We start from the raw sequence: 25,791 nt of genomic DNA, 5'->3' as shown, positions 1-25,791 counted from the left end.
ACCGTTGCAAGCGCGGGACGCACACGCCAATGTATTTTTCGTAGGGCTCATGGGGGCAGGAAAAACCACCGTGGGCCGGGCCATTGCGCGCCGTCTAGATCGCCCGTTCTTCGATTCCGACCATGAAATCGAGGCGCGCACGGGCGCGCGCATCCCGGTGATCTTCGAGCTGGAGGGCGAAGCGGGCTTCCGCGAGCGCGAAGCCAGCGTGATTTCCGACCTGACCGGGCGTGACAATATCGTCCTCGCCACCGGTGGCGGCGCGATACTGCGGCCGGAAAACCGCGAAGCGCTGCAAAATCGCGGAGTGGTGATCTATCTGCGCGCCAATCCGCACGACCTGTGGCTGCGCACCCGGCGCGACAAGAATCGCCCGCTGTTGCAGACCGAAGACCCCAAAGCGCGTCTCGAAGCACTCTACGAAGTGCGCGACCCGTTATACCGGGAATGCGCGCATTTCGTGATCGAAACCGGCCGGCCTTCGGTCAACGGACTCGTCAACATGGTTCTGATGCAGCTCGAGATGGCCGGCGTCGCCAAACATCCTGCGTCATAATGGACCGTATGAATACCGTCAACGTCGAACTGGGCGAGCGAGCCTACCCCATCCATATCGGTACTGATCTGATCAGCCAGACCGCGCTGTTCGCGCCGCATATCGCCGGCAGCTCGGTCACCATCGTCACCAATTCCACTGTCGATCCGCTGTACGGCGACAAGCTGCGCGCCGCGCTGGCGCCGCTCGGCAAGCAGGTGTCCACGGTCGTCTTGCCCGACGGCGAGGCGTACAAGAACCTGGAAACCCTGAACCTGATTTTCGACGCGCTGCTCGGCGGCCGCGCCGATCGCAAGACCACGCTGATCGCATTGGGCGGCGGCGTGATCGGCGACATGACGGGCTTTGCGGCGGCGTGCTACATGCGCGGCGTGCCATTCATTCAGGTGCCGACCACGTTGCTTTCGCAGGTGGATTCGTCGGTGGGCGGCAAGACGGGCATCAACCACCCGCTTGGCAAAAATATGATCGGCGCGTTCTATCAGCCGCAGGCCGTGATCGCCGACATCGGCGCGCTGCGCACGCTGCCGCCGCGTGAGCTGGCGGCGGGCATCGCCGAAGTGATCAAGACCGGCGCCATCGCGGACGCGGGCTTCTTTCGCTGGATCGAAGCCAATATCGAGGCATTGAATCGCTGCGAACCCGAAGCGCTGGCCGAAGCGGTCAAGCGGTCGTGCGAAATCAAGGCGTCGGTGGTCGCGCAGGACGAGCGCGAGGGCGGACTGCGCGCCATCCTCAATTTCGGCCACACCTTCGGCCATGCAATCGAAGCCGGCCTCGGCTACGGCGAGTGGCTGCATGGTGAAGCAGTGGGCTGCGGGATGGTGATGGCGGCGGACCTGTCCGTGCGTCTCGGCTATCTCGACGAAGCAGCCCGCAAGCGTCTGGTCGACGTGATCGTCGCCGCGCATTTGCCGACGCGCGCGCCCGCGCTCGGCGACTTGCGTTATGTCGAACTCATGCGGGTCGACAAGAAGGCGGAAGCCGGCGCGATCAAATTCATTCTGCTGAAGCGTTTCGGTGAGACGCTCATCACCCAGGCGCCCGACGCCGAGGTGCACGCCACGCTGGCCGCCGCCGTCTGAGTCTCGCGGGGCATCCAGCAACGCAGCACGCACTCGCGTCACGAGGCGCCGCCCATGTTTCGGAGAACCCGGTGACTGACAGGCGCAGCGACGATGTAAAGCATGAACTGGCGGCAGGCGCGGCGGTAATCAACGTGCCTTCGCAGGAAGCACTCGAAGCGCACCTCGCTCCGTACGCGGCGCATTCGGCGCAGTCGCGCGGTCGCCGCTATCCGGAAGCCGCCCCCAGCGCGCGTACCGAATTCCAGCGGGACCGTGACCGCATCGTCCATTCGACGGCATTCCGCCGGCTCGAGTACAAAACTCAGGTGTTCGTGAATCACGAGGGCGATCTGTTTCGCACGCGTCTGACTCACAGCCTGGAAGTCGCGCAGATCGCGCGGTCGGTCGCGCGCAATCTGCGGGTGAACGAAGATCTCGTCGAAGCAATCTCCCTTGCCCATGATCTCGGGCATACGCCCTTCGGCCATGCCGGACAGGACGCGCTCAACGAATGCATGCGCGAGCACGGGGGCTTCGAACACAATCTGCAGAGCCTGGCGGTTGTCGATGATCTGGAGGAGCACTACGGCGCGTTCAATGGCCTGAACCTCTGTTTCGAAACGCGCGAGGGGATTCTGAAGCACTGTTCGCGCGAGAACGCGCGGCGGCTCGGCGCATTGGGCGAGCGCTTTCTGGAAGGCCGGCAACCGTCCATCGAGGCGCAGATCGCGAACGTGGCGGACGAGATCGCATACAACAACCACGACGTCGACGACGGTCTGCGCTCGGGCCTGCTCACCGTCGAGCAACTCGCCGAAGTGGAGTTGTGGCAGGTGCACTACGAAACGGCGCGCAGCGATTTTCCGCAGATCGAAGGAAGGCGGCTCATTCACGAGACGGTGCGCCGCATCATCAATACGCTGATTGTCGATCTGATCGATACGACGAGGTTGAATCTGGACCGGCACGCGCCGGCGTCGCTGGACGCGGTGCGCCTATCGCCCGCGCTGGTCGCGCATAGCGACGAAATTGCCGCGCAGGCTGCGGCGCTCAAGCGCTTTCTGTTCAAGAACCTGTACCGCCATTACCGTGTGATGCGTATGGCCAACAAGGCGCGCCGCGTCGTCGCCGGTTTGTTCGACGCGTTCACGGACGATCCGCGGCTGCTGCCGCCAAGCTACCAGTCAACCGACGCGACGCAGCAACCGCGTCTGATCGCCCACTACATCGCGGGCATGACGGATCGTTACGCGGTCAAGGAATACCAGCGGCTGTTCGTGATCGACGACAATTGAGCAGTGCGGCACGAACTAGCGCCGGCCGCGACGACCGCGGCCGCGCGCCAGTGGAATGCGTCGTATAGAACACTTGCAGCTAGCTACCGCCGATCGGCGGCAGCCCCGCGCGGCAGACGCCTTAACGCAGCCGCGACGCGAACAACGCGCCCGCAATCAGCGCGACGCCGCCGACGATCGCAATCGTCTGCCACGGATTTTCATGCACGTAATCGTCGGCGTCGGCGACCGCCACCTGGGCGCGTTCGCGCACCGCGTCGCGCGTATCGTTCAAACGGGCGCGCGCGACGTCGAGTTGTTTGCGGAGTTTGCCGCGCAACGCTACCGCGTCGGCTTGGGTGCCGTCTGCCAGCGTGGATTCGAGTTCCGACATTAGCGTGCGCAGTTCGCCTGCGATATCTTCGGCCGCGTGGCGGCTGTGGCGAGCGATACGCCGCGCACGGCGGCTGGTGCTGGTCCAGGATTCGCCGAGGGCGTCTCGCGTATTCGGAAGTGCAGTCATGGTCGCTCCGTCGATGAGGTGAAAAGGGTCCCGCGCGTTGTCACGAAGACGCAGCTTCACGTCAGACGCGGGAAACACCATGCGAACGCAACTTCGGTGCCAAACCCCGCAAGCCCTAGCCACCGTGGCCCGAGCGCAGATTCGTCAGCAGGTATTGCACAGGATGGCGCGATTCCGCGTCAAATTTACAAACGCCGACCGATGATCCGCGCGCGCTTCCATGAGCGCCGAACCGGCCTTCACGAAGCGCGCACAAAATAAAAACGCCGCCATTGGATGTATGACGGCGTTGTCCAAGCCACGAAAATTCGACTACCCTACCTCAACGGCCCCTAATTTTTTTGAAGCGTTAGAAACGGTAACCGATGTTGACGTAGGAAACAATCGGGTTCAGTTTGATCTTGGTTTGCGACTGCACGTTCAGTGTGCCGACTGGCGTGTTCGCTGCGGTGTTCAGCTTGGCGGTCGTGCTGAGCGGCAGGTACGAAATCGAGACGCCCGCGAACCAGTGCTGGTTGAACGCATAAGTGAAGCCGGCATTAAACACCGGCTCCCACGAACTATCCGTAGTGACGGTGGTCGGACCATGCAGAACGTTGGCCTCGAATGCGCTGTTGGTGATCTTTTCGTCGGTGAACCAGATGCGGCTCACACCAACGCCGAGATACGGGCGGAACGTCGCAGTGGGGGCATTGAAGTAGTACTTGAACAGCAGAGTCGGGCTCCACTGTTTTGCCTGGCCCAGCTTGCCGAACTGGGCGAGACTGCCGGAACCTTCCAGGTCGAACGAAGGCGGCACGCCAATGACGAACTCGGCTGCGATGTGATCTGTAACGAAGTAGCCGGCAGTGAAACCGATGGTGTCGGCTGAACTGAGTGTTGCACCGGTGTTGGCTTCGGTGATGTTGGTCGGGCTGCCGCCGATGCTCGTCACTTTCAACGGTTGGCTGCTCGATTGAGGCGCTAGATGGAACCAGCCCGAGGTGACGTAAAAGCTACCGGCCGATTGCGCGTGCGCTGCCGTTGTCATACAGGCTAGCGCCGCGATCCCCGTTACGGCCTGTTTTAATTTCATATGTGCTCCTCCAAAAAAGGCCCGCTCATTATGACTACAACGTTTGAAACAAACCATACGCGGCGGTTAGAGCTTTCTCCCTAAGCGCCGCGTGGTTTCTGGCTCTGCCGCATGGCGCCGAAGCTTGAGCGCATGCGGTTCTTCGGACCTTCGGGTATGTACCAACGCGACTATCGGATACTCCAGCATGGCACGGCTTGCACGTCTCTATGTCCCTGACCAGCCGCAGCACGTCATCCTCCGCGGGCTCGATCAGCAGCCCGCTTTCGTCGACGACCAGGACTACGAGCTGTTCATCGATTGTTTGAAAGCGGCTTCGCGCGATCACCACTTGTCCATCCACGCGTATGCGCTGATGCCGGGCGCGGTGCAACTGCTCGTCACGCCGACCGAGGAGTCGAGTCTGCCTAAGGCGATGCAGGCGGTTGGGCGCCGTTACGTGGCGCACTTTAACAGGCGCTACGCGCGCCGTGGCACGTTGTGGGAAGGGCGCTACAGAGCCACGGTGATCGAAGGCGAGCGCTACTTTCTGCTAGCGAGCCGCGTGGTCGAGATGTGTCCGGTGCGCGCGGGACTCGTGAGCACGCCGGAAGACTACCGCTGGTCGAGCTACCGCCATCACATCGGCCTGACGCTCGACAGCCTGATCACCGACCATCCGCTGTACTGGTCGCTTGGCAATACGCCGTTCGAACGGCAGCGCGCTTACCGCGAATTGTGCGAGCAGCCGCTCGACGAACGCGAAGCCAGTCAGCTTCAGCAGGCGACGCTGAAGGGCTGGGTTTTGGGCAGCGATACATACCGCGAGTGGGCGGCGCGGGCTGCGAACCGGCGTGTGTCGCCATTGCCACGCGGGCGGCCGCGCAAGGTGCGCGAGACGCCGCAGCAGCAATAAAGCGTTTCGCATCAATGGGCTGCATCGGAACGGCATGTTCGCATGCCGTTTTCTTTTGCCCCAAGTTGATGTGGCACCAATAAAAATGCACCGCAATGCACCAACTTGATAATTGGGGTTCGATGATCACGTTTTATTTGCTATTCCATTGATTCGTCGCGTATATTCCGAATTCCGGCGCTTTTTGACGCGCGTAGCATCCAGCGTTGAGCGCGCCGTCGCGGTTGTGAATCGCACTGCGGCAATAGAAAAACGGTTTAACGGCCTGTCCGGCCCCTCACAGACGGTGTCCCCATGAACGACCACCAGCAACCGATTCACCCGGTTCCCGCCGCGCAAGGTCTGTACGACCCGCAAAACGAGCACGACGCCTGCGGCGTCGGCTTCGTCGCTCACATCAAGGGCAAGAAAAGCCACGAGATCATCGAGCAGGGCCTGAAGATTCTCGAGAACCTCGACCACCGGGGCGCCGTCGGCGCCGATCCGCTCATGGGCGACGGCGCGGGCATCCTGATCCAGATTCCGGACGGCTTCTATCGCGAGGAAATGGCCAAGCAGGGCGTGGTGCTGCCGCCGCACGGCGAATATGGCGTCGGCATGGTCTTCCTGCCGAAGGAACACGCTTCGCGTCTCGCCTGTGAACAGGAACTGGAACGCACGGTGAAGGCCGAAGGCCAGGTCGTGCTGGGCTGGCGCGATGTGCCGGTCGACCACACCATGCCGATCTCGCCCACCGTGAAGGCAAGCGAGCCGCTGATCCGCCAGATCTTCATCGGCCGCGGCAAGGACATCATGGTGACGGACGCGCTCGAGCGGAAGCTGTACATCATCCGCAAGACCGCGAGCCACCGCATCCAGGCGCTCAAGCTCAAGCACGGCAAGGAATACTTTGTGCCGTCGTGCTCGGCGCGCACGGTGGTCTACAAGGGCCTGCTGCTAGCCGGCCAGGTCGGCGTGTATTACCGCGACCTGCAGGACGAGCGCACGGTCTCGGCGCTGGCGCTGGTGCACCAACGCTTCTCGACCAACACGTTCCCGGCGTGGGAACTGGCTCACCCGTACCGCATGATCGCCCACAACGGCGAAATCAACACGGTGAAGGGCAACGTCAACTGGCTGAACGCCCGTACCGGCGCGATCGCGTCGCACGTGCTCGGCGACGATCTGCCGAAGCTGTGGCCGCTGATCTATCCGGGCCAATCGGACACCGCCTCGTTCGACAACTGTCTCGAACTGCTGGTGATGGCCGGCTACCCGCTCGTCCACGCGATGATGATGATGATCCCGGAAGCCTGGGAACAGCACACGCTGATGGACGACAACCGCCGCGCGTTCTACGAATACCACGCCGCGATGATGGAGCCGTGGGACGGCCCCGCTGCGATCGCCTTCACCGACGGCCGCCAGATCGGCGCGACGCTCGACCGTAACGGTCTGCGCCCGGCGCGCTACATCATTACGGACGACGACCTCGTGATCATGGCCTCGGAAGCCGGCACGCTGCCTATCTCCGAGTCGAAGATCGTCAAGAAGTGGCGTCTGCAGCCGGGCAAGATGTTCCTGATCGACATGGAACACGGCCGCATCATCGACGACAAGGAACTGAAGGACAACCTCGCGAACGCCAAGCCGTACAAGAGCTGGATCGACGCCGTGCGTATCAAGCTCGACGAGATCGAGCCGAAGGCCGAAGACGTCGCCACGGAACGCCGCGAGGCCGCTGCCTTGCTGGATCGCCAGCAGGCGTTCGGCTACACGCAGGAAGACCTCAAGTTCCTGATGGCGCCGATGGCGCAAGCCGGCGAAGAAGCCGTCGGCTCGATGGGCAACGACTCGCCGCTGGCAGTCATGTCCAACAAGAACAAGACGCTCTACCACTACTTCAAGCAGCTGTTCGCGCAAGTGACGAACCCGCCGATCGACCCGATCCGTGAAAACATGGTGATGTCGCTGGTGTCGTTCGTCGGTCCGAAGCCGAACCTGCTGGACACGAACAACATCAACCCGCCGATGCGTCTCGAAGTGTCGCAGCCGGTGCTCGACTTCAAGGACATCGCGAAGATCCGCGCGATCGATCAGTACACGGGCGGCAAGTTTAGTTCGTACGAACTGAACATCTGCTATCCGGTGGCGTGGGGCAAGGAAGGCATCGAAGCGCGCCTCGCCTCGTTGTGCGCGGAAGCCGTGGATGCGGTCAAGTCCGGCTACAACATGCTGATCGTGTCGGACCGCAAGACCGACCGCGACAACGTCGCGATTCCGGCGCTGCTGGCTACCGCCGCGATCCACACGCACCTCGTGCAGCATGGTCTGCGCACGAGCGCGGGTCTCGTCGTGGAAACCGGCTCGGCGCGCGAAACGCACCACTTCGCGCTGCTCGCGGGCTACGGCGCGGAAGCCGTGCACCCGTACCTTGCGATGGAAACGCTGAGCCAGCTCGCGGCCGGCCTGAAGGGCGACCTGTCGGCGGAGAAGGCGGTCTACAACTTCACGAAGGCTGTCGGCAAGGGCCTGATGAAGGTCATGTCCAAGATGGGCATTTCGACCTACATGTCGTACACCGGCGCGCAGATTTTCGAAGCGGTCGGCCTGGCCGAAGACCTGGTGGTGAAGTACTTCAAGGGCACGTCGTCGAAGGTGGGCGGCATCGGCCTGTTCGACGTCGCGGAAGAAGCGATCCGTCTGCACCGCGACGCGTTCGGCGACAACCCGGTCCTCGCGAACATGCTCGACGCGGGCGGCGAATACGCGTACCGCGTGCGCGGCGAAGAACACATGTGGACGCCGGATGCGATCGCCAAACTGCAACACTCGGCGCGCAGCAACTCGTATCAGACGTACAAGGAATACGCGCATCTGATCAACGATCAGACCAAACGTCACATGACGTTCCGCGGCCTGTTCGAATTCAAGTTCGATCCGACCAAGGCCATCCCGCTCGACGAAGTCGAATCGGCGAAGGAAATCGTCAAGCGTTTCGCCACCGGCGCGATGTCGCTGGGCTCGATCTCGACTGAAGCGCACGCCACGCTGGCGGTCGCGATGAACCGCATCGGCGGCAAGTCGAACACCGGCGAAGGCGGCGAGGACGTGAACCGTTATCGCAACGAACTGCGCGGCATTCCGATCAAGAACGGCGACACCATGAAGTCGGTGATCGGCGACGAAGTGATCGTCGACATTCCGTTGAAGGAAGGCGATTCGCTGCGCTCGAAGATCAAGCAGGTGGCATCGGGCCGTTTCGGCGTGACCGCGGAATACCTCGCCTCCGCCGATCAGATCCAGATCAAGATGGCGCAAGGCGCGAAGCCGGGCGAAGGCGGTCAGTTGCCGGGCCACAAGGTGTCGGACTACATCGGCAAGCTGCGTTACTCGGTGCCGGGCGTCGGCCTGATTTCGCCGCCGCCGCACCACGACATCTACTCGATCGAAGATCTGGCGCAGCTGATCCACGATCTGAAGAACGCCAACTCGGCGGCCAGCATTTCGGTGAAGCTGGTGTCGGAATCGGGCGTCGGTACGGTTGCCGCAGGTGTCGCCAAGGCCAAGGCCGATCACGTCGTGATCGCCGGCCATGACGGCGGCACGGGTGCGTCGCCGCTGTCGTCGGTGAAGCATGCCGGCACGCCGTGGGAACTCGGTCTCGCCGAAACGCAGCAAACGCTGGTGCTGAACCAGTTGCGCGGCCGTATCCGCGTGCAGGCCGACGGTCAGATGAAGACCGGCCGCGACGTCGTGATCGGCGCGCTGCTCGGCGCGGACGAGTTCGGTTTCGCCACGGCGCCGCTCGTCGTCGAAGGCTGCATCATGATGCGCAAGTGCCATCTGAACACCTGCCCGGTCGGCGTCGCGACGCAAGATCCGGTGCTGCGTGCGAAGTTCCAGGGCCAGCCGGAACACGTCGTGAACTTTTTCTTCTTCGTTGCGGAAGAAGCGCGCGAAATCATGGCGCAACTGGGCATCCGCAAGTTCGACGACCTGATCGGCCACGCCGAACTGCTCGATATGAAGAAGGGCATCGAGCACTGGAAGGCCAAGGGTCTCGACTTCTCGCGCGTGTTCTATCTGCCGCAAGTGTCGGCTGAAGTGGCGCGCAAGCATGTCGACGTTCAGGACCACGGTCTGGACAAGGCACTCGACCACACGCTGATCGAGAAGGCGAAGGCAGCGATCGAGAAGGGCGAGCACGTCTCGTTCATCCAGCCGGTGCGTAACGTGAACCGTACGGTCGGCGCGATGCTGTCCGGCACGATCGCGAAGAAGTACGGCCACGACGGCCTGCCCGACGACGCGATCCATATCCAGTTGAAGGGCACCGCGGGTCAGAGCTTCGGCGCGTTCCTCGCGAAGGGCGTCACGCTGGATCTGGTCGGCGACGGCAACGACTACGTCGGCAAGGGCCTCTCGGGCGGGCGCATCATCATCCGTCCGACCAACGATTTCCGCGGCAAGTCGGAAGAGAACATCATCTGCGGCAACACGGTGATGTACGGCGCGATCGAAGGCGAAGCGTTCTTCCGCGGCGTGGCAGGCGAGCGCTTCTGCGTGCGTAACTCGGGCGCAACGGCGGTTGTCGAAGGCACGGGCGACCACGGTTGCGAATACATGACGGGCGGCACGGTGGTCGTGCTCGGCGAAACGGGCCGTAACTTCGCGGCCGGCATGTCGGGCGGCATCGCCTACGTGTACGACCCGGACAGCTCGTTCGCGGGCAAGTGCAACAAGTCGATGGTCGCGCTCGATCCGGTCTTGCAAACGGCCGAACAGGAACGCACGGTCGACAAGGGCCTGTGGCACGCCGGCGCGACCGACGAAGCGCTGCTCAAGGGACTCATCGAGCGTCACTTCCAGTTCACGGGCTCGCCGCGCGCCAAAGCGCTGCTCGAAAACTGGGACGCGTCGCGCCGTCAATTCGTGAAGGTGTTCCCGACCGAATACAAGCGCGCGCTGGGCGAAATGGCCGCGAAGAAGGCGAACAAGGAAGTGCTCGCCGCCTGATTCGCAACTGGCCTCAAGCCAAAGACGTCACAAACAAGCCGTACCCGCCGCGCCCCACCGTCCAACGGTGCACGCGGCGGGTGTAGATCACCCCACCTGATTAGATAGAGAAGAGAACCACATGGGCAAGGCAACCGGTTTTCTCGAGTTCGAACGCCGCCACGAGGCGTACGAAGCTCCGCTCACACGTGTGAAGCACTACAAGGAATTCGTCGCCGCACTGACCGACGACGAAGCGAAGATTCAAGGCGCGCGTTGCATGGACTGCGGCATTCCGTTCTGCAACAACGGCTGCCCGGTGAACAACATCATCCCGGACTTCAACGACCTGGTGTTCCATCAGGACTGGAAGAACGCGATCGAAGTGCTGCACTCGACCAACAACTTCCCCGAGTTCACGGGCCGCATCTGCCCGGCGCCGTGCGAAGCGGCGTGCACGCTCGGCATCAACGACGACCCGGTCGGCATCAAGTCGATCGAACACGCGATCATCGACAAAGCCTGGGCTGAAGGCTGGGTTGCGCCGCAGCCGCCGAAGCACAAGACCGGCAAGAAGGTTGCCGTGGTCGGTTCCGGCCCCGCTGGTTTGGCCGTCGCGCAGCAACTCGCGCGCGCGGGGCACGATGTCACCGTGTTCGAGAAGAACGACCGCATCGGTGGTTTGCTGCGTTATGGCATTCCCGACTTCAAGCTGGAGAAGTGGCTGATCGATCGCCGCATGCGTCAGATGGAAGCCGAAGGCGTGACGTTCCGCGCGGGCGTGTTCATCGGCAAGGCGGATTCGCTGCCGGCGCATATCGGCAACACGGCGAAGGAAACCGTTTCGCCGGAGCAACTGAAGGAAGAGTTCGACGCCGTGGTGATCGCCGGCGGTTCGGAAACGCCGCGCGATCTGCCGGTGCCGGGTCGCGAGCTGGAAGGCATCCACTATGCGATGGAATTTCTGCCGCAACAGAACAAGGTCAATGCCGGCGACAAGGTCGCGAACCAGTTGCTCGCGAAGGGCAAGCATGTGGTCGTGATCGGCGGCGGCGATACGGGTTCGGACTGCGTGGGCACGTCAAATCGTCATGGCGCGAAGAGCGTCACGCAATTCGAACTGCTGCCGCAACCGCCGGAAGAAGAAAACAAGCCGCTCGTGTGGCCGTACTGGCCGATCAAGCTGCGCACGTCGTCGTCGCACGACGAAGGCTGCTCGCGTGACTGGGCGGTCGCGACCAAGCGCCTCGAAGGCAAGAACGGCAAGGTCGAGAAGCTGATCGCGGCGCGCGTCGAATGGAAGGACGGCAAGATGCAGGAAGTGCCGGGTTCCGAATTCGAAATGAAGGCCGATCTGGTGCTGCTCGCTATGGGCTTCACGCAGCCGGTGTCGCCGGTGCTCGAAGCGTTCGGCGTCGACAAGGATAATCGCGGCAACGTGCGTGCTTCTACGGAAGGCGACAAGGCGTATTACACCTCGGTGGACAAGGTGTTCACCGCGGGCGATATGCGCCGCGGTCAGTCGCTGGTGGTGTGGGCGATTCGTGAAGGCCGTCAGTGCGCGCGTTCGGTCGATGCGTTCCTGATGGGTCATTCGGAACTGCCGCGTTAAACGTCTCCTGTCCGGTTTTCAAGCTGAGGCGTGGAAACCGGCTACTGCTTGCAGGAAGAGGTGGAGACGACAATGTGCCGCGTCAGCGGCGCATCAAGCGGTGAAAAAACAAAGCCGGGCACCTGAGAGGGTGACCCGGCTTTTTAACTTCAACGCATAACGGCGCTATGTGCGTGATTTACCGTACCGCCCCACCGTCAACCCATCGAGATCGATCTCCGGCTTACGGTGCGTGATCAAATCCGCGACCACGCGCCCCGAACCCATCGACATCGCCCAGCCCGTTGAGCCGTGGCCGAGGTTCAGCCACAGCTTCTCGATGCCGGACGGACCGAGCAGCGGCGCGCCATCGGGCGTCATTGGACGGCGGCCGACCCAGAAATGCGCGGAGGTAGGATTAGCCGCGTGCGGGAACCAGTCGCTCAACACTTTCATCAGCGTTTGCAAGGCCTGTTCGCGCAAGGTGGTCTGCCGATTGCCAAGTTCCGCGGTGCCGGCCACCCGCAAGTTGTTGCCGAATCGCGTGATCGCCGTCTTCAGCGATTCATCCATCAGCGCGCCGCGCGGGGCTTTTTCTTCGTCGGTGACGGGCAGCGTTGCCGAATAGCCCTTCACCGGATAAAGCGGCACGTTCACGCCAAGCCGCGCGAGCAACCCCGCACTGTCGACGCCCAGCGCCACCACCACCGCATCCGCATGCAGCATCTCGGCGCCGCGTTCGCTCTCGATACGCACCGCGCGCACCGCACCGCCTTGCACATCGAGCGACGTCACACGCGTGTCGAAGCGAAAGCGCACGTCGTTGCGCTCGCAGATAGCGCGCAGTTCGCGCGTGAAGCGGGCGCAATCGCCGGCTTCGTCGTCGGGCAGATAGAGGCCCGAGAGCGGCGCCTGACGTGCCCAGCTCAAACCCGGCTCGATCTCGACACACTGCGCCGCGCTGACTTCCCGATGCGCGATACCCGCGTCGCGCAACACGGCGAGCGCCGGCTGCGCGAGTTCGACGTCGTACTCGCTGCGGAACAACTGCAGATAGCCTTGGCTGCGGCCGTAGTCGAACGGATAGCAGGCGCGGAACTCATGCAGACAGTCGCGGCTGTAGTAAGCAATGCGCTGCATGCGCTGCTTGTTGACGCGAAACCGTTCGAGATCGCATTCATGCAGCCAGCGCGCGATCCAGCGCCATTGAGCCGGATCAAAGGTGGGGCGGAAGATCAGCGGCGAGGCCGGCTTGAACAGGTATTTGAGGATCTTCGCCGGCATGCCGGGCGCGGCCCAGGGCGTTACATAGCCCGGCGCGATCACGCCCGCGTTGCCGAAACTGGTGGAGAGCGCGACGTCCGGTTCGCGCTCGATCACGGTGACTTCGCAGCCCTGCTGGCGCAGGTAAAAAGCGGTGGCGACGCCAATCACGCCGCCGCCCAGAACAATCGTTTTCATGTGTGTGTACTGCGGATTCAGGCGGCAGGCTGGGTCGCGCCGAGTACCTTGCCCTTGGTTTCAGGCAGACACAACGCGGCGACGATCACGAGCAGGTAGCCCGAGCCGGCCACGATGCCCATCGCCTTCACCAGCGTCATGGTTTGCGACAGTGTACCGACCAGAATCGGAAAGAACGAGCCGAGTCCACGCCCGAGGTTGTAGCAGAATCCTTGTCCCGAACCGCGTATCGCATTCGGATAAAGCTCGGACAGGTAAGCGCCCACGCCCGCGAAAATCCCTTGTACCACGATGCCGAGCGGAAAGCCGAGCGCGAGCATCATGCCGTCGGTGATCGGCAGCATGGTGTAGAACATGCCCAGCACGAAAGAGCCGATCGCGAACAGCACGAACGACGCGCGCCGGCCGATCTTGTCGCACAGAATCGCGCCGACGATATACCCCGTGAACGAACCGACGATCAGCACGATCAGATACCCACTCGTGTTGAACACCGACAGATGCCGCACGGTTTTCAGATAGGTCGGCAGCCACGTGGTGATCGCGTAATAGCCGCCGAGCATGCCGGTGCACAGCACGCTGCCGAGCAGGGTGGTTTTGAGGTGAGCGCCCGAGAAGATCTGCAGGAAGTGCGAGGTGTCGAAACCACTCTCACGAGCCCGGCGCGTTTCGAGAAAGATCTCCGGATCGCTTACGTTGCGGCGAATGTAGATGATCCACGCGGCGGGCAGCAGGCCGATCCAGAAGCAGGCGCGCCATGCATACTGTTCCGGCAGCAGCGCGAAGAATGCCCAGTAAATGATGGCCGCGGCCGCCCAGCCGAACGACCAGCTGCTTTGCACGGTGCCGACCGCTTTCGCGCGATGCTGCGGCGAGCGAATGGTCTCGGCCATCATGATCGTCACGACCGACCACTCACCGCCGAAGCCGATGCCCTGCAGCGTGCGCGTGGTGAGCAACTGCCAGAACGAGTGCGTGAAGCCGGATAGAAAGGTGAACAGCGCGAAGGTGGCGATGGTCCACTGCAATACGCGGATGCGGCCGTAGCGGTCGGCCAGAATACCGGCGAGCCAGCCGCCCACCGCCGACGAGATCAGCGAACTGGTGGCGATCATGCCGGCTTCGCTTTTGGTCATGCCCCACGTCGCGATCAGCGTCGGAATGAGGAAGGAGTAAATCATGAAGTCGAAGGCGTCGACTGCGTAACCGCCGAAGCCGGCGTACAGCGTGCGGCGTTCGCGCTGGGTCAGTTCGGTGAACCATTGGAGAGAAGGCATGTTTTGTTGTGGTCTCCAGGGCTTGTTGGCCTGCCGTCGGCGTGAATGTGGGGTGCTTGCATTCTACGGGGATGGGGCGTGGTGAGGCCAGTTGTGGTCAAAAATGGCAGGCAACGGTAAGAAACCGATAAGAGATGAAAAGCCGGAGAAATCTGCCCGAGGAAAAGCCAACGCCGCGGCCAGGCTGGCGATCGCTCTGTTCGGGTAACGCGCGCGAGCCGCTTTTTCCTTACCAACTACTACCGTGTAACCCAAACGATATTGAGCATGGTTAAACTGCGCTCGCAGCGTCGATGCTGCGACTAATCCACTCACGCCTGCGCCAGCCACGCCGAATGCCCGCCACCGCAAAAACCTGCTCGCCATCCCGTCGCTCCGCGAGCACTTTTACGCGGACAAGCCAGATTCCGGACGAGACGCCGCTGGCCTCGCGCCGGACATTTCTGAAGCGCTCGGCCAGCGTGCTGCTGGTTTCCGGCATGAGCAGCTCGCTGCTGTCCGCGTGTGGCGGCGGCAACCTCAATGCCGACCAGCCGGCCACGCCGCGCCTCGCATCGGTCGATAACTTCCGCGATCTGGCGGGAGCGGCCGCGGGGTATCCGACCGTCGACGGCAAACAGATGCGCCGGGGCGCGTTCTACCGCGCGAACGCATTGACGCTCAACACCACCGACCAGGCGACGATCGACCGGCTCGGCATTGCCTCGGTCTACGATCTGCGCACGCCCGGTGAAATCGCGCGGACCGCCGATATCCTGCCGAGCGGCGCGACCAGCCAGACGCTCAACGTGCTCGGCATCACTGACTTCGTCGCGCCAAACTTCGAGACGGCGGGCGCCGCTGTCGCGTTCATGGAATCGCAGGCGCGCGGCTACGTCACCGGCGCCGCTCAGCGCGCCGCATACGGTGCGTTGCTGACGAGTCTCGCCGAAGGACCCGGCGCGCAACTCTTTCACTCCAACGCGGGCAAGGACCGCACCGGCTGGGTCGCGGCGCTCCTGCTCAGCATTGCGAACGTTCCGCTCGACGTCATCATGCAGGACTATCTGCTGAGCAACGTCTATCTGGCGCCGTCGATCGAGACGCAAACCGACAGGCTGCGCGCACAGGACGGCGACGCCATCGCTTCCGCCGAAGCGCCGTTGATGAATGTTCAGGAAAATTATCTGCAGGCCGGGTTCGACCAGGTGCAGGCGATCTACGGCACGATGGTGAGCTATCTGACGCAAGGCCTCGGCGTCTCGCAGACGACCATCGACACCTTGCACAGCCGCCTCGTGGTCTGAGACGTCACGGCCGCGCGCCAAGCGTTTGACACGAAAAACGCAGGCAAAAAAAAGTCCGCCCTAAATGACGGGGCGGACAGAGAAGGGCGGCATCGAGGTTGCCGGAGACGACTATAAAGCCGCCGCGCCTGCGATTGTCGATCCAGTAAGGGCGCGTAAGCGCCGCCCAACTTTTCTCACGTCAACGCCGGTACAAGCGGCATTTCGATCCGCACTTCCAGACCGCCCTGCGCGTGATTACGCACATGACAGCGTCCGCCGCGATCGTGCGCGAGCCGCGCGACGATCGCGAGGCCGAGGCCGCAATGGCCTTCGCCGCCACGCGCCGCGTCGAGCCGGACGAACGGCTTCATGGCGGCGGCGATGCGGTCGTCGGGAATGCCGGGACCGTGGTCGCGCACGCTGATCACCCAATGGCCGTCAGCGCGGGCGGTGGCGATATCCACCGGCGGCGCGCCGTGTTCGAGCGCGTTGTCGACGAGGTTCGTGACCAGCCGGTCGAGCAGCGTGCGCGGCAGCCTGAACGCCGAACCGGCGCGCAGGTCGAGTGTGAAGAGCGGTGCTTCGGTGCTGTCGCTGGCGGAGAACTGTTCCTGCAGGAAGTCGTCGACTTCGACCGGCGGCCCGGCGTCGGCGGATTGGCCCGCGAATTCGAGGAACTGCTGAACGATGTTGGTGAGGGAGTCGACGTCGCGGATCAGACCGGCGCGCTCGTTTTCCGCCACCAGCACGCTCGCGCGCAGCTTCAGGCGTGTGAGCGGCGCCTTCAGATCGTGCGCCACGCCGGCCAGCATCACGGCCTGATCGTCGCCCGCTTCGTTCAGACGCCGCATCATGTCGTTGAACGAACCGATCAGATCGCGCAACTCGCGCGGGCCTTGCACCGTCACCGGTTCCGGACGGCCGCCCGAGCCGAACGCACGCGCGGCATCGGCGACGCGCGAGAGCGGCCGCTGCATCTGCCAGACCGCGAACAGCGAGAGGATCAGCGCGGCGAGCAGCATCGAGATCGACTCGATCAGAAAGCGCGGGCGCGGCGGCACGTCGACCGGCACCACGACCCAGTTCGGCTTGCCGGGAAACAGCACCCATAACTGCGGCGGGCGTAGATCGTCGACGGCGATCTGCGTGCCGGGCGGCAGATTCTCGCGCAAATGCCTGCTCAGTTCTTCCAGCGGATGCTGCGTCGGCTTGTGCAGATGCACGCTCGCCGGCATGTTCCAGGTGGGCACGAGGTGCACGCGCATGGCGGGCGCGAGCGCGGCGCCCTTCATCGGCTCGCCGTTGACGGCCTGCAGCACCAGCAGAATGCCGCGCGCGAAGCCGTCGATTTCATGGCGCGGCGGCTGCATCACCACCAGCACGAACCAGCCGGCCTGAATTGCGAACAACACCGCGGCCGAGAGTAACGCCATTCTGCCGAACAGCGTGTTCAGCGGGTTTTTCATGCGCTTGAGGCGGCCTCGTCGGCGAAGGGCGTGCCATCGGCGTCGGGCACGAAGACGTAGCCTTTGCCGCGCACCGTCTGCACGTAGCAGGGATTCGACGGGTCGTCTTCGATCACGCGGCGCAGGCGCCAGATCGGCACGTCGAGGCTGCGGTCGCGAAAGGCGAGATTGTCGCGATGCACGAGATCGTGAATCAACACGCGCGACAGCACCTTGTACGGATTGTTGACGAAGATCTTCAGGAGCGCGAACTCACTGTCGCGCAGCGGCAGCTTCGAGTTGTCGCGGCACAGCGAACGGGTGGCGAAGTCGAGCTCGAACGGGCCGAAGCGATACGGCTTGCGGGCTTCCGGCGCGCTCGTGGTGGACGGCCCGCGCCGGCGCAAAACCGTGTGGATGCGGGCGAGCAATTCGCGCGGATCGAACGGCTTGGTCAGGTAGTCGTCCGCGCCGAGCGAGAGCCCGACAATGCGGTCGGCCACCGTGCCGCGCGCCGTCACGAAGATCACCGGAATGTCGTCGCCGGCGGCGCGCAACGCGGTGAGGGCGCGCAAGCCGTCGGTGTTCGGCATCATGATGTCGAGCACGACGACGGACGGCCGTTCGCGTTCGAGCCGGCGCTGGAGATGTGTGCCGTCGTGGAGCACGGACGCGTCGAAGCCGTTCGACTGCAGAAACTTGCAAAGCAGATCGCGTACGACCGGATCGTCGTCGACGATAAGGACCTGTGGATTCATGCTGAAATTTTAAGCTGACGCGCACGACGCGCGGCCGACTGTTTTCTTACCAACGCTTACGACAGGCCGCGCCGCTTCGCCGGGCTTGCTTGTCAGGCCCGCTACGCAAGGCTCGCGCAATATTTCAGCCGCGCCGCCTTGGGCAACGCGCGCAGCCGCGCCGGATTCGTTTCGCAGCACCAACATTTCTCGCAGGAAAGAAATTGCGCGCATCTGGAACCGGTCGAAACAGGTCGGAACGGGTCGTAAGAACCGGCGGAAAGCGCGCTTTCCTTCGTGCATCGGCACCGCGTGGCCGGCGAGATGATTCGTCGTGCAGTACGTTGCGCCGCATGCTGAAAACAGCCTAACGCCTTGGGCCCACGGCAGGCGGCGTGAAATCGAAACCTAGCGCCACGCGAGGCTCATCATGACCGTTCCCAGCAATCTGTCTTCAACCCGCTTCTCTTCTCTGGCGCCGACGTCGCCAGCCGAAAGGCCCACTGCCGCCAACAACCCGGGCGCCGGCGCGCCGACGCGAGAGTCTGGCGCTCAAACGCCGCCGTCGCTGCCCACCGGGCTCGTCGGGCACCACGTCAATACGACCGCCTGACGTACCGAGGCCCACGTGTCGACTCCGAGAATTCTTCACCGTTTCATGCGTGTCGTTGCGTGGCTGACGCTCGGCGCGGCGCTGCTGCCTCTCGGTGGCTGCGCCGTCGCCGCGCTGCCGTGCCGGCTGACTTCGGCCACGCTGAAAATCATCCCGGTCGTGGGCCATGCCGCGGCCTCGCCGTTCGACATGTGTTCATCCGCCATCGACTGAATCATGACACTCAAACGGATTGCCTTGGCGCTGGCGTTGCTGGGCGGCGTGCTGTCGTCGAGCGCTAAAGCGCAGCCGCCCGCACGCGATGCGAGTTCGGCGAGCGCCGCGTCGAAAGACCCTTCCGCCGATGCACGGCGGCGCTCGCAAGACGCGCCATTCGCGTTCCGTGGCATTGCGCTCGGCATCACGCTCGACGAATTCCGCGCGGGTTCGAGCGTGCGGGCGACGCCGCTCGGCAGCGTGCCGGTCTGCGAGACGGACGTGCAGGCGGGTGCGCTCGGCATGCGGCTCAAGTCGCACGACAGCCTGACGGTGGCCTGCCGCTGGGCGCATCGCGCGGACAACGGCTGGGCGGTGTCGCAAGCGGTGGTCGACGGCGCGCCCGCGCTGGAGCATGTGCTGCGCTTCGCGCGCGTAGATGGGCAGAGCGCGCTGCATCTGTACGAGATTTCTTTCGTGATCGACGAGATCACCGCCGAGGATTTGCGCGACGCGCTCGCGGACCGCTACGGGCCGCCGCGTCTCGCCACGCAGAACGTGTCGGCGACTGGCGCGATGCCCACGTATGTCTGGGAAAACGCGGTGAGTTCGATCACGTTGTGCTTTCTGCCGGGCACGCGCAACGGCACGCTCACCTATCTGCTGAAGGGCTCGGATTCGTGGGTGAAGTCGGTGGTGCGGCAATGGCAGGCGAGCGGCGCGGAGGCGGGTTGATGAACGCCAATGAGTGCGGCACTAAAGGTGGCCGCGAGGCCCGTTTCCAACCAGGAGCATGCATGACTGCGCTACGTCTGACTGTCGCGCTAGGCGCGGCTGCTTGCCTTGCGGCTTGCGCGGGCAATCAGCAAAACTCGATCGTCGATACGCCGATGGCGCCGCCGCTCGCCTCGGCGCCGCTGAACGTCAACACGCAAGGCGCGATCTATCAGGCCGGCACGCCGCTGCTGCTGTACGAAACACCGCGCGCCCAACATATCGGCGACGTGCTGACGATCCGGCTTGCGGAATCGTACAGCGGCAACAACAGCGCGACCGCGGCGGCGAGCCGCTCGAGCAGCATCACCGCCGACGCCGCCGATCACTCCACCAACGCTGCCGCGCGGCTCGCGCGACTGTTCAACATCGGCTCGGCAAGCACCGAATACAAAGGGCAGGGCAGTCTCACCGACGTCAGCGGGATGAACGGCACACTCGCTGTCACCGTAATCGGCACGATGTCGACCGGCAATCTCGTGGTGTCGGGTGAGAAGGTAATTGCGATGAGCGGCAACCGCGACCGGCTGCGCCTGTCGGGCATCGTCAATCCTAAGGATATCGAAGCGGGTAACTACGTGGCGTCGAGCAAGGTGGCGAACGCGCGCATCGAGCAGGCCGGCGTGGGCATGGTGTCCGACTCCACGACGATGGGCTGGCTACAGAGAATGTTCATGAGCGTGCTGACGTTCTAAGCCGTTAGCGCGCTACAGGTCTGAGACGCAGGCGACGCATGAAGCGGGAGGTCCAGCGCACTTCACGCACCCGTCAGGCGCTGCGTTCAGCCGCACCGATTTCACCGTCCGGCACGAACACGTAGCCGCGTCCCCACACGGTTTGCACATAGCGCGGCTCCGACGGATCGACTTCGATCAGCCGGCGCAAACGCCAGATCGATACGTCCAGGCTGCGATTGCGATGCACCTCGCTGTTGCCGTGCAGTTTTTCCAGCAACTGCGCGCGCGTCAGCACGGTCATCGCGTGGCTGACGAATACCTTCAGCATGGCGAATTCGCTCGAACGCAGCGAGATGCGCTCGCCGTCCCGGCGTAATTCGCGCGCCGGAAAATTGACTTCGAAACGGCCGAAGCGATAAGGCGCGCGCTGCTCCGGCGCGCTCGGCGCAATCGTGCCGCGACGCCGCAGCACGGTGCGAATCCGCGCGACCAGTTCGCTCGGTTCGAAAGGCTTGCCGAGATAGTCGTCCGCGCCGAGTTCGAGGCCGATCACGCGATCGATCGGATCGGAGCGCGCCGTCAGCAGAATCACGGGAATGTCGTCGCCGGCCACGCGCAACGCGCGCAGCGCGCTGATGCCGTCGAGCTCCGGCATCATGATGTCGAGCACGATCAGGGCGGGGCGCTCGTCCTGCAAGCGACGCTGCAGCGCCAGGCCGTTCTGAAGCGTGTCGACCTTGAAGCCGCGCCCTTGCAGATAGCCGCTGACGAGTTCACGTACGACGGGGTCGTCATCGACGACCAGAATGGATTGGTTCATTCAGGTCATCTTAGAGAAGCACGCGCGCGGAGCAAAGCGCGTAACGCTTTCGAATCCTTTCCCGCGTAAGAGATGGCAAGAGCCCGCGTATCTAGTTCGCCTGGGAGGTCTGAATGGTCTGCAGCGGCTGCCGCGCGAAGTCGGTTCGATCGACCACCATTCGCTCGATCAGGCCGTTGAGCTTGGTCGACGCCGAAGAGAATCGATCGGTGTTCAGGCCGCCGGTCTGATAGCGGGCGGTGACGAGAATGCGGCCGTTCTGAATCAGCGTCAGGTCGATGATCGACAGATACTGGATCGTTTCGTCGCTGAACGAGCGGCGGCCGTAATCGATCGCGGCGTTGTAGACGAGGCGCGCCTCGCAGCCGGCGGGCGAGGTGCCCGGATTGTAGACCTCCGAACGAATGCCGCGGCGGTCGAGCGCGAGTTGCAGCGCCGGCACGAAATCGCCGACCGACACGTTCTGGTTCACTTCGATGCAGACGTTGCTCACCTCGGCTGGCCGGCCGTTGATGAAGGTCGGCGACGAATAGTTCGCCGCGATCGCGTAGCCTGCCTGAATCACGGAGCCGGTGGCGTCGGCGGCCTGGATCAATGTCCAGGCGCAGCCGTTCAGGCCGACCGCCAGCGTGGCGGACACGGTGAGCCACGCGCAGGGACGCCGCAACGTGACCCACGCGGCCCGTGGGGCTCGCGTGAAAGCATAAGCGCGCATGCTCGGCATGAAGGTCATGAGGCGGTGCCTGGTGGCGGTCGGTCGATGCGGTGAATTACAGCGAATCACCGCGGGTAGCTGCGATCAGGATCACGCTCAGCGCGTGACGCGCAGGCGCAGTTCGTTTTGCCCCTGCACGCTTGCCGTGACACTGACGCGGCGCTCGGGCGTGCTTACGATGAAATGCTGGCGCGTCGGTGTGTTGAGGTCGTGCACGACGTTCGGGAAGCAGGCAGCGATATCGGCGCCGAATTCTTCGAGCGGATCGGTGACGACGCCGTCTGCTTGCCAGTGCGCGCGCCAGTGACAATCGTACGCGTGCGTGCTGGCGCGGCAGTCGTCGGCGCTCGACGTGCCCGGCAATTGCGCGGCGGCCTGGGTTTGCAACTGCCGGAAATCGGCGGCGTCGACGATGTGCTTGAGCGCGGGGCAAACGTCGGCCGGTTCGTTGGCCTGGTTAACCTGGGCTGCATGCGCAACGCTCGTGACGAGCAGCGCGGCGCCGAGAGCAAGCGCCAGACGCTGGGTCAAAGGATGGGAGCGGCGATCGAATGACATGGGCGGAGAATCCAGTAGCGATGAATGACGTGGGGCAAGCCTGGTACGGCCCGCACGACTATCGTCGCCGCTGGGAGGCATTTTCAAAGCGCGGAACAGCTTGCCCGCTTCGCAAATGCTTTCGAACTCTTCTCGCGTGTTTCGGGATGTTGCCGGGTGTTGCGGGGTTTGCCTGGGATCCGGTGTGGCTCTGGCTCGCCTGTCACTCACCCAAGCGTGAGACCACCGTCCACATGAATCACCTGGCCGGTGATATGACGCGCTTCGTCGGAGAGTAGAAACGCGATCAGCGCGGCGACATCCTCGGGTTCGGCGACATGGCCGAGCGGCGTTGCCTCCGCGGCGCGATGCCACACCGATGCATTATCGGCACTCGGCCCGCGATCTTTACGCGTATAGCCGGGCGCCACGCAATTGACCGTCACGCCATGCTGCGCAAGTTCGGCTGCCGCGGTTTTCGCCAGCGATTCGAGCGCGGCTTTCGCAGCAGCCGTCGCGGCAAACGGCGTGTCCGCGCGATAGCGGTGCGCGACGAAAGAACTGAGCGCGACCACGCGGCCGCGCTTTGAGGTTTCCAACGCGGGCGTCGCGCGTTTGACGAGCGCCGCGAACGCCGCCGGCATCGCGGCGAAGGCCGCGCCGAGCGCATCGGCATCGAGCGCATTCAGCGTTTGGCGCTGCGCATGTCCCGCGTTGGCGACGAGTTGATCGAGTGCGCCGAAGCTCGCCAGCGTTTGATGGACCACGTGTTCCGCGGCGCCACGTTCGGCGAGATCGCCGAACACCGTCGCGCAGCGCGCACCGTTCGCGCTGCAATCGGCGGCGACTTGCGCGAGCCGTTCACGCGCTTCCTGATCGGCACCGCGTGCGTGCAACATCAAGGCCGAGCGCGGCGCGGCGATGCGCCGGGCCAGCGCCGCGCCGATGCCCGAGCCCGCCCCGGTGATCAGCACGACGCGCTCGAATCCGGCGCTGCCCGCTTCGTTCAGGTCGCTCACGCGGCTCACGGTGGTCATGCCGCGACCGCTTCGCCCGAGCGCTCGACGTCGAGCGTCTCGTCGTGGAACGCAGCCAGCGACTCGCGATGCGCGACGCTCACAATCGCCGCCTTCGGCAGTCGCTCCGTGAACAGGCGGTACAGACGCGCCTCGTTTTCCGCGTCGAGCGCGCTGGTGGCTTCATCGAGGAACAGGTAGTCGGGCTTGTGCAGCAGCACGCGCGCGGCGGCGAGGCGCTGTTGCTCGCCCGGCGACAGAATACGAGTCCAGTGTCCCGATTCCTGCAGACGGTCCGCGTATTCCGACAGATGGCAGACGATCAGCGCTTCGCGGCATTCGTCGTCCGTGTAGCTGTCTGCCGCCGACGGATAAGCGAGCGCCGCTTTGAGCGTGCCGATCGGCATGTAGCTGACCTGCGGAATGAACATCATGCGCGCGTTGACCGGGGCATCGATCGAGCCATCGCCAAACGGCCACAAGCCGGCGAGCGCGCGCATCAGCGTGCTCTTGCCCGAGCCCGACGGACCGCGCACCAGCCAGCGCGAGCCCGGCTGAATCGCCACATCGCGAATGCGCGACAGCGGGTTGCCGTTGGGCAGGGCGAGCTTGAGGCCGTCGGTGGAGAGCTTGTCTTCGTCGACGAAGTGCAGGTTGATGCCGCCATGCGCGGTAGCCGGCGAGACCGATTCCTTCAGACGCGGCGCATGCACGACGCGCTTGAATTCACGCAACCGGTTCACGGTAGCGCGCCATTCGACCAAGGTGCCGTAACTGTTGATGAACCACGAGAACGAATCGCTGACGGTGCCGAAGGCGCTGGAGATCTGCATCAGCACGCCGAACGTGAAGGCGCCGGCGAAGTAGCGCGGCGCGGCGACCACCAGCGGGAAGATGATCGCGATCTGGCCATAGAAGCTCAGTACGAAAGTGAGCCGCTTGGTGTACTTCATCACCTGCCACCAGTTGTCGCGGATGCGGGCGAACAGCGAGTGCGCATTCGCCTTTTCGGTGTCCATGCCGTTGTAGAACGCGATCTGCTCGGCATTTTCACGCAGACGGATCAGGCCGAAACGGAAATCCGCCTCGACTTTCTGCGCCTGGTAATTAATCGGCACGAGCGGATGGCCGACCTTCTGGATGATCAGCGAGCCGACCACGGCGTAGAGCGCCGCAGCCCACACCATGTAGCCGGGAATCTCGATCGGCATGCCGCCGAGTGAAATGGTCAGCGCGCCGGCCAGCGACCACAGAATCGTGATGAACGACACCAGCGTGACGACGGTGGACAGCAGGTCGAGCGTCAGCGAAAGCGTGCTGGTGGCGAACGATTGCAGGTCATCGCTGATCCGCTGGTCGGGGTTGTCGGCGAGGCGGTCGCGCTCGATCCGGTAGAACGCGCTGTCCTTCAGCCACTCGTTCAGATAGCGCGTGGTCAGCCACTGGCGCCAGCGGAAGCCGAGCATCTGGCGCAGATAACGGCCGTACACCGCGAGAATGATGAAGCCGAACGCGAGCCCCGAGAACACCATCAGCAGGTGCGGGAAGTCGTGCACGTTCTTGGTTTGCAGCGCGTTGTAGAAGTCGGCGCTCCATCGGTTCAGCCGTACGTTGATCCACACCACGAGCAGATTCATCACGATGATCGCGATGAGCAGGCCCCATGCCGTTTTTCGTTCTTCGGAAACCCAGTAAGGTTTGATCAGGCTCCAGGCGGAGACTTTTTCGTCCGGCGGCAGCGCGGGGCTGGCAGAGGTATTCGGTGTCATGAGCATCCTGAAGTAGTGCTGGCCCGTTGGGGCTGACCCATTTGGGGCGAGCCCGTCGGCGGGCTGCCCTGCGGCGGGTTTGCGGTACATGCCCGGGCGTCGTGCTCGACGAACGCACGCCCGGGTGAGCGTCAGATTCTGGCGTGAAGCCCTTAAGCGAAAATTAATTTGCGCCGCGAGGCCCCGCGCCGGTGCCGCTGCGAACATGGCGGGACGGCGTGCCGCCCGCGCCGCGCTCGCGCGGCATCCTGTGCTGGCATTGTGCCAGAGCGCCGCCTTCGGCCGCAGTGATAACGTGAAAGATGGTGCCGGATCAAATCCCGCGCGACGCCGCCAGCCGCTGGTTTGCGGGCGCCGCGCCTTTTATGGTCTAATGACCTTCGACGAAACAGGGGTGCTTCGCGCACAGGCGGCATGATTTTCATGGCGCAGCGGCGAGGCTGAGAGACACCCTTTGCACCCGATCCGGGTAATACCGGCGCGGGAAGTTTCCGGAAGCAGCCAGTCTTCCATTCCCCGCCGGGCAGCG

The 25,791-nt window shown here is 63.8% G+C and carries 22 protein-coding genes and 1 riboswitch; of the genes, 10 read left to right on the top strand and 12 right to left on the bottom strand.

Annotated elements, in window-relative coordinates; translation table 11 throughout:
• Positions 1–4 precede the first annotated feature (4 nt).
• From PQR54_RS33405 to PQR54_RS33395, 3 genes are all read left to right on the top strand, one after another.
• Entirely contained in the window at positions 5–556 is a 552-nt protein-coding gene (locus tag PQR54_RS33405) for a shikimate kinase (RefSeq protein ID WP_106284162.1), read from the top strand.
• The gene (gene aroB, locus PQR54_RS33400; protein ID WP_408253191.1) at positions 556–1,641 is read left to right on the top strand and encodes a 3-dehydroquinate synthase; all 1,086 of its coding nucleotides are present in this window, start codon (positions 556–558) and stop codon (positions 1,639–1,641) included. Before PQR54_RS33405 ends, aroB begins: the two co-directional genes overlap by 1 nt.
• 71 nt (positions 1,642–1,712) lie before the next feature.
• Positions 1,713–2,918 (top strand): deoxyguanosinetriphosphate triphosphohydrolase, encoded by a 1,206-nt coding sequence (locus tag PQR54_RS33395; protein ID WP_408253189.1) that lies wholly within the window; start codon positions 1,713–1,715, stop codon positions 2,916–2,918.
• A gap of 121 nt (positions 2,919–3,039) precedes the next feature.
• Here PQR54_RS33395 and PQR54_RS33390 read toward each other — a convergent pair whose 3' ends face one another.
• On the bottom strand, positions 3,040–3,420 hold the full coding sequence (locus tag PQR54_RS33390) for an ElaB/YgaM/YqjD family protein (RefSeq protein ID WP_012434543.1): 381 nt from the start codon (positions 3,418–3,420) through the stop codon (positions 3,040–3,042).
• Between the two features lie 349 nt (positions 3,421–3,769).
• On the bottom strand, positions 3,770–4,495 hold the full coding sequence (locus tag PQR54_RS33385) for an OmpW/AlkL family protein (protein WP_408253187.1): 726 nt from the start codon (positions 4,493–4,495) through the stop codon (positions 3,770–3,772).
• Positions 4,496–4,682: 187 nt separating this feature from the next.
• On the opposite strand from PQR54_RS33385, the gene PQR54_RS33380 reads away from it, so the two are divergent.
• The 3 genes from PQR54_RS33380 (at position 4,683) to PQR54_RS33370 (ending at position 11,979) form a co-directional block, all read left to right on the top strand.
• The gene (locus PQR54_RS33380) at positions 4,683–5,390 is read left to right on the top strand and encodes a transposase (protein ID WP_408253185.1); all 708 of its coding nucleotides are present in this window, start codon (positions 4,683–4,685) and stop codon (positions 5,388–5,390) included.
• A gap of 294 nt (positions 5,391–5,684) precedes the next feature.
• Positions 5,685–10,388, top strand: coding sequence for a glutamate synthase-related protein (locus PQR54_RS33375; protein ID WP_408253183.1), 4,704 nt, complete (start codon positions 5,685–5,687; stop codon positions 10,386–10,388).
• 121 nt (positions 10,389–10,509) lie between these two features.
• The gene (locus tag PQR54_RS33370; protein ID WP_408253181.1) at positions 10,510–11,979 is read left to right on the top strand and encodes a glutamate synthase subunit beta; all 1,470 of its coding nucleotides are present in this window, start codon (positions 10,510–10,512) and stop codon (positions 11,977–11,979) included.
• Between the two features lie 165 nt (positions 11,980–12,144).
• Here PQR54_RS33370 and PQR54_RS33365 read toward each other — a convergent pair whose 3' ends face one another.
• The 3 genes from PQR54_RS33365 to PQR54_RS33355 form a co-directional block, all read right to left on the bottom strand.
• Positions 12,145–13,419 (bottom strand): D-amino acid dehydrogenase, encoded by a 1,275-nt coding sequence (locus tag PQR54_RS33365; RefSeq protein ID WP_408253179.1) that lies wholly within the window; start codon positions 13,417–13,419, stop codon positions 12,145–12,147.
• Between the two features lie 17 nt (positions 13,420–13,436).
• Complete coding sequence (locus PQR54_RS33360) at positions 13,437–14,696, bottom strand: MFS transporter (protein WP_106284168.1); 1,260 nt, start codon at positions 14,694–14,696, stop codon at positions 13,437–13,439.
• Between the two features lie 271 nt (positions 14,697–14,967).
• The gene (locus PQR54_RS33355) at positions 14,968–15,177 is read right to left on the bottom strand and encodes a hypothetical protein (RefSeq protein WP_408253177.1); all 210 of its coding nucleotides are present in this window, start codon (positions 15,175–15,177) and stop codon (positions 14,968–14,970) included.
• On the opposite strand from PQR54_RS33355, the gene PQR54_RS33350 reads away from it, so the two are divergent.
• The gene (locus tag PQR54_RS33350) at positions 15,176–15,982 is read left to right on the top strand and encodes a tyrosine-protein phosphatase (protein ID WP_408253175.1); all 807 of its coding nucleotides are present in this window, start codon (positions 15,176–15,178) and stop codon (positions 15,980–15,982) included. The genes PQR54_RS33355 and PQR54_RS33350 overlap by 2 nt on opposite strands.
• Positions 15,983–16,158: 176 nt before the next feature.
• Here PQR54_RS33350 and PQR54_RS33345 read toward each other — a convergent pair whose 3' ends face one another.
• Positions 16,159–17,430, bottom strand: coding sequence for an ATP-binding protein (locus tag PQR54_RS33345; RefSeq protein ID WP_408253173.1), 1,272 nt, complete (start codon positions 17,428–17,430; stop codon positions 16,159–16,161).
• Positions 17,427–18,167, bottom strand: a complete 741-nt coding sequence (locus PQR54_RS33340; RefSeq protein ID WP_012434533.1) for a response regulator — start codon at positions 18,165–18,167, stop codon at positions 17,427–17,429. The genes PQR54_RS33345 and PQR54_RS33340 overlap by 4 nt, the downstream gene beginning before the upstream one ends.
• 637 nt (positions 18,168–18,804) lie before the next feature.
• On the opposite strand from PQR54_RS33340, the gene PQR54_RS33335 reads away from it, so the two are divergent.
• The 3 genes from PQR54_RS33335 (at position 18,805) to PQR54_RS33325 (ending at position 20,423) form a co-directional block, all read left to right on the top strand.
• Positions 18,805–18,972, top strand: a complete 168-nt coding sequence (locus PQR54_RS33335) for a DUF6726 family protein (RefSeq protein WP_308706150.1) — start codon at positions 18,805–18,807, stop codon at positions 18,970–18,972.
• A 3-nt stretch (positions 18,973–18,975) separates the two neighbouring features.
• The gene (locus tag PQR54_RS33330; RefSeq protein WP_408253171.1) at positions 18,976–19,689 is read left to right on the top strand and encodes a hypothetical protein; all 714 of its coding nucleotides are present in this window, start codon (positions 18,976–18,978) and stop codon (positions 19,687–19,689) included.
• Positions 19,690–19,751: 62 nt separating this feature from the next.
• The gene (locus tag PQR54_RS33325) at positions 19,752–20,423 is read left to right on the top strand and encodes a flagellar basal body L-ring protein FlgH (protein ID WP_408253169.1); all 672 of its coding nucleotides are present in this window, start codon (positions 19,752–19,754) and stop codon (positions 20,421–20,423) included.
• A gap of 73 nt (positions 20,424–20,496) precedes the next feature.
• On the opposite strand, the gene PQR54_RS33320 is transcribed toward PQR54_RS33325, so the two are convergent.
• From PQR54_RS33320 to PQR54_RS33300, 5 genes are all read right to left on the bottom strand, one after another.
• Complete coding sequence (locus PQR54_RS33320; RefSeq protein WP_106314081.1) at positions 20,497–21,225, bottom strand: response regulator; 729 nt, start codon at positions 21,223–21,225, stop codon at positions 20,497–20,499.
• Between the two features lie 91 nt (positions 21,226–21,316).
• A complete protein-coding gene (locus PQR54_RS33315; protein ID WP_408253167.1) occupies positions 21,317–21,958 on the bottom strand; it encodes a hypothetical protein in 642 nt (213 codons plus the stop codon).
• A gap of 78 nt (positions 21,959–22,036) precedes the next feature.
• Complete coding sequence (locus PQR54_RS33310) at positions 22,037–22,498, bottom strand: hypothetical protein (RefSeq protein WP_408253165.1); 462 nt, start codon at positions 22,496–22,498, stop codon at positions 22,037–22,039.
• Between the two features lie 206 nt (positions 22,499–22,704).
• A complete protein-coding gene (locus tag PQR54_RS33305) occupies positions 22,705–23,514 on the bottom strand; it encodes an SDR family NAD(P)-dependent oxidoreductase (RefSeq protein WP_408253163.1) in 810 nt (269 codons plus the stop codon).
• Entirely contained in the window at positions 23,511–25,262 is a 1,752-nt protein-coding gene (locus PQR54_RS33300; RefSeq protein ID WP_408253162.1) for an ABC transporter ATP-binding protein/permease, read from the bottom strand. Before PQR54_RS33300 ends, PQR54_RS33305 begins: the two co-directional genes overlap by 4 nt.
• Positions 25,263–25,642: 380 nt before the next feature.
• Positions 25,643–25,766, top strand: a riboswitch (TPP riboswitch).
• Positions 25,767–25,791: the final 25 nt, after the last annotated feature.

It is taken from the genome of Paraburkholderia phytofirmans (assembly GCF_046028095.1).
Taxonomy (GTDB): Bacteria; Pseudomonadota; Gammaproteobacteria; order Burkholderiales; family Burkholderiaceae; genus Paraburkholderia; species Paraburkholderia phytofirmans_A.
Note: the sequence above shows the minus strand (reverse complement) of the source record. Positions and strands in the feature narration are given on the sequence as shown.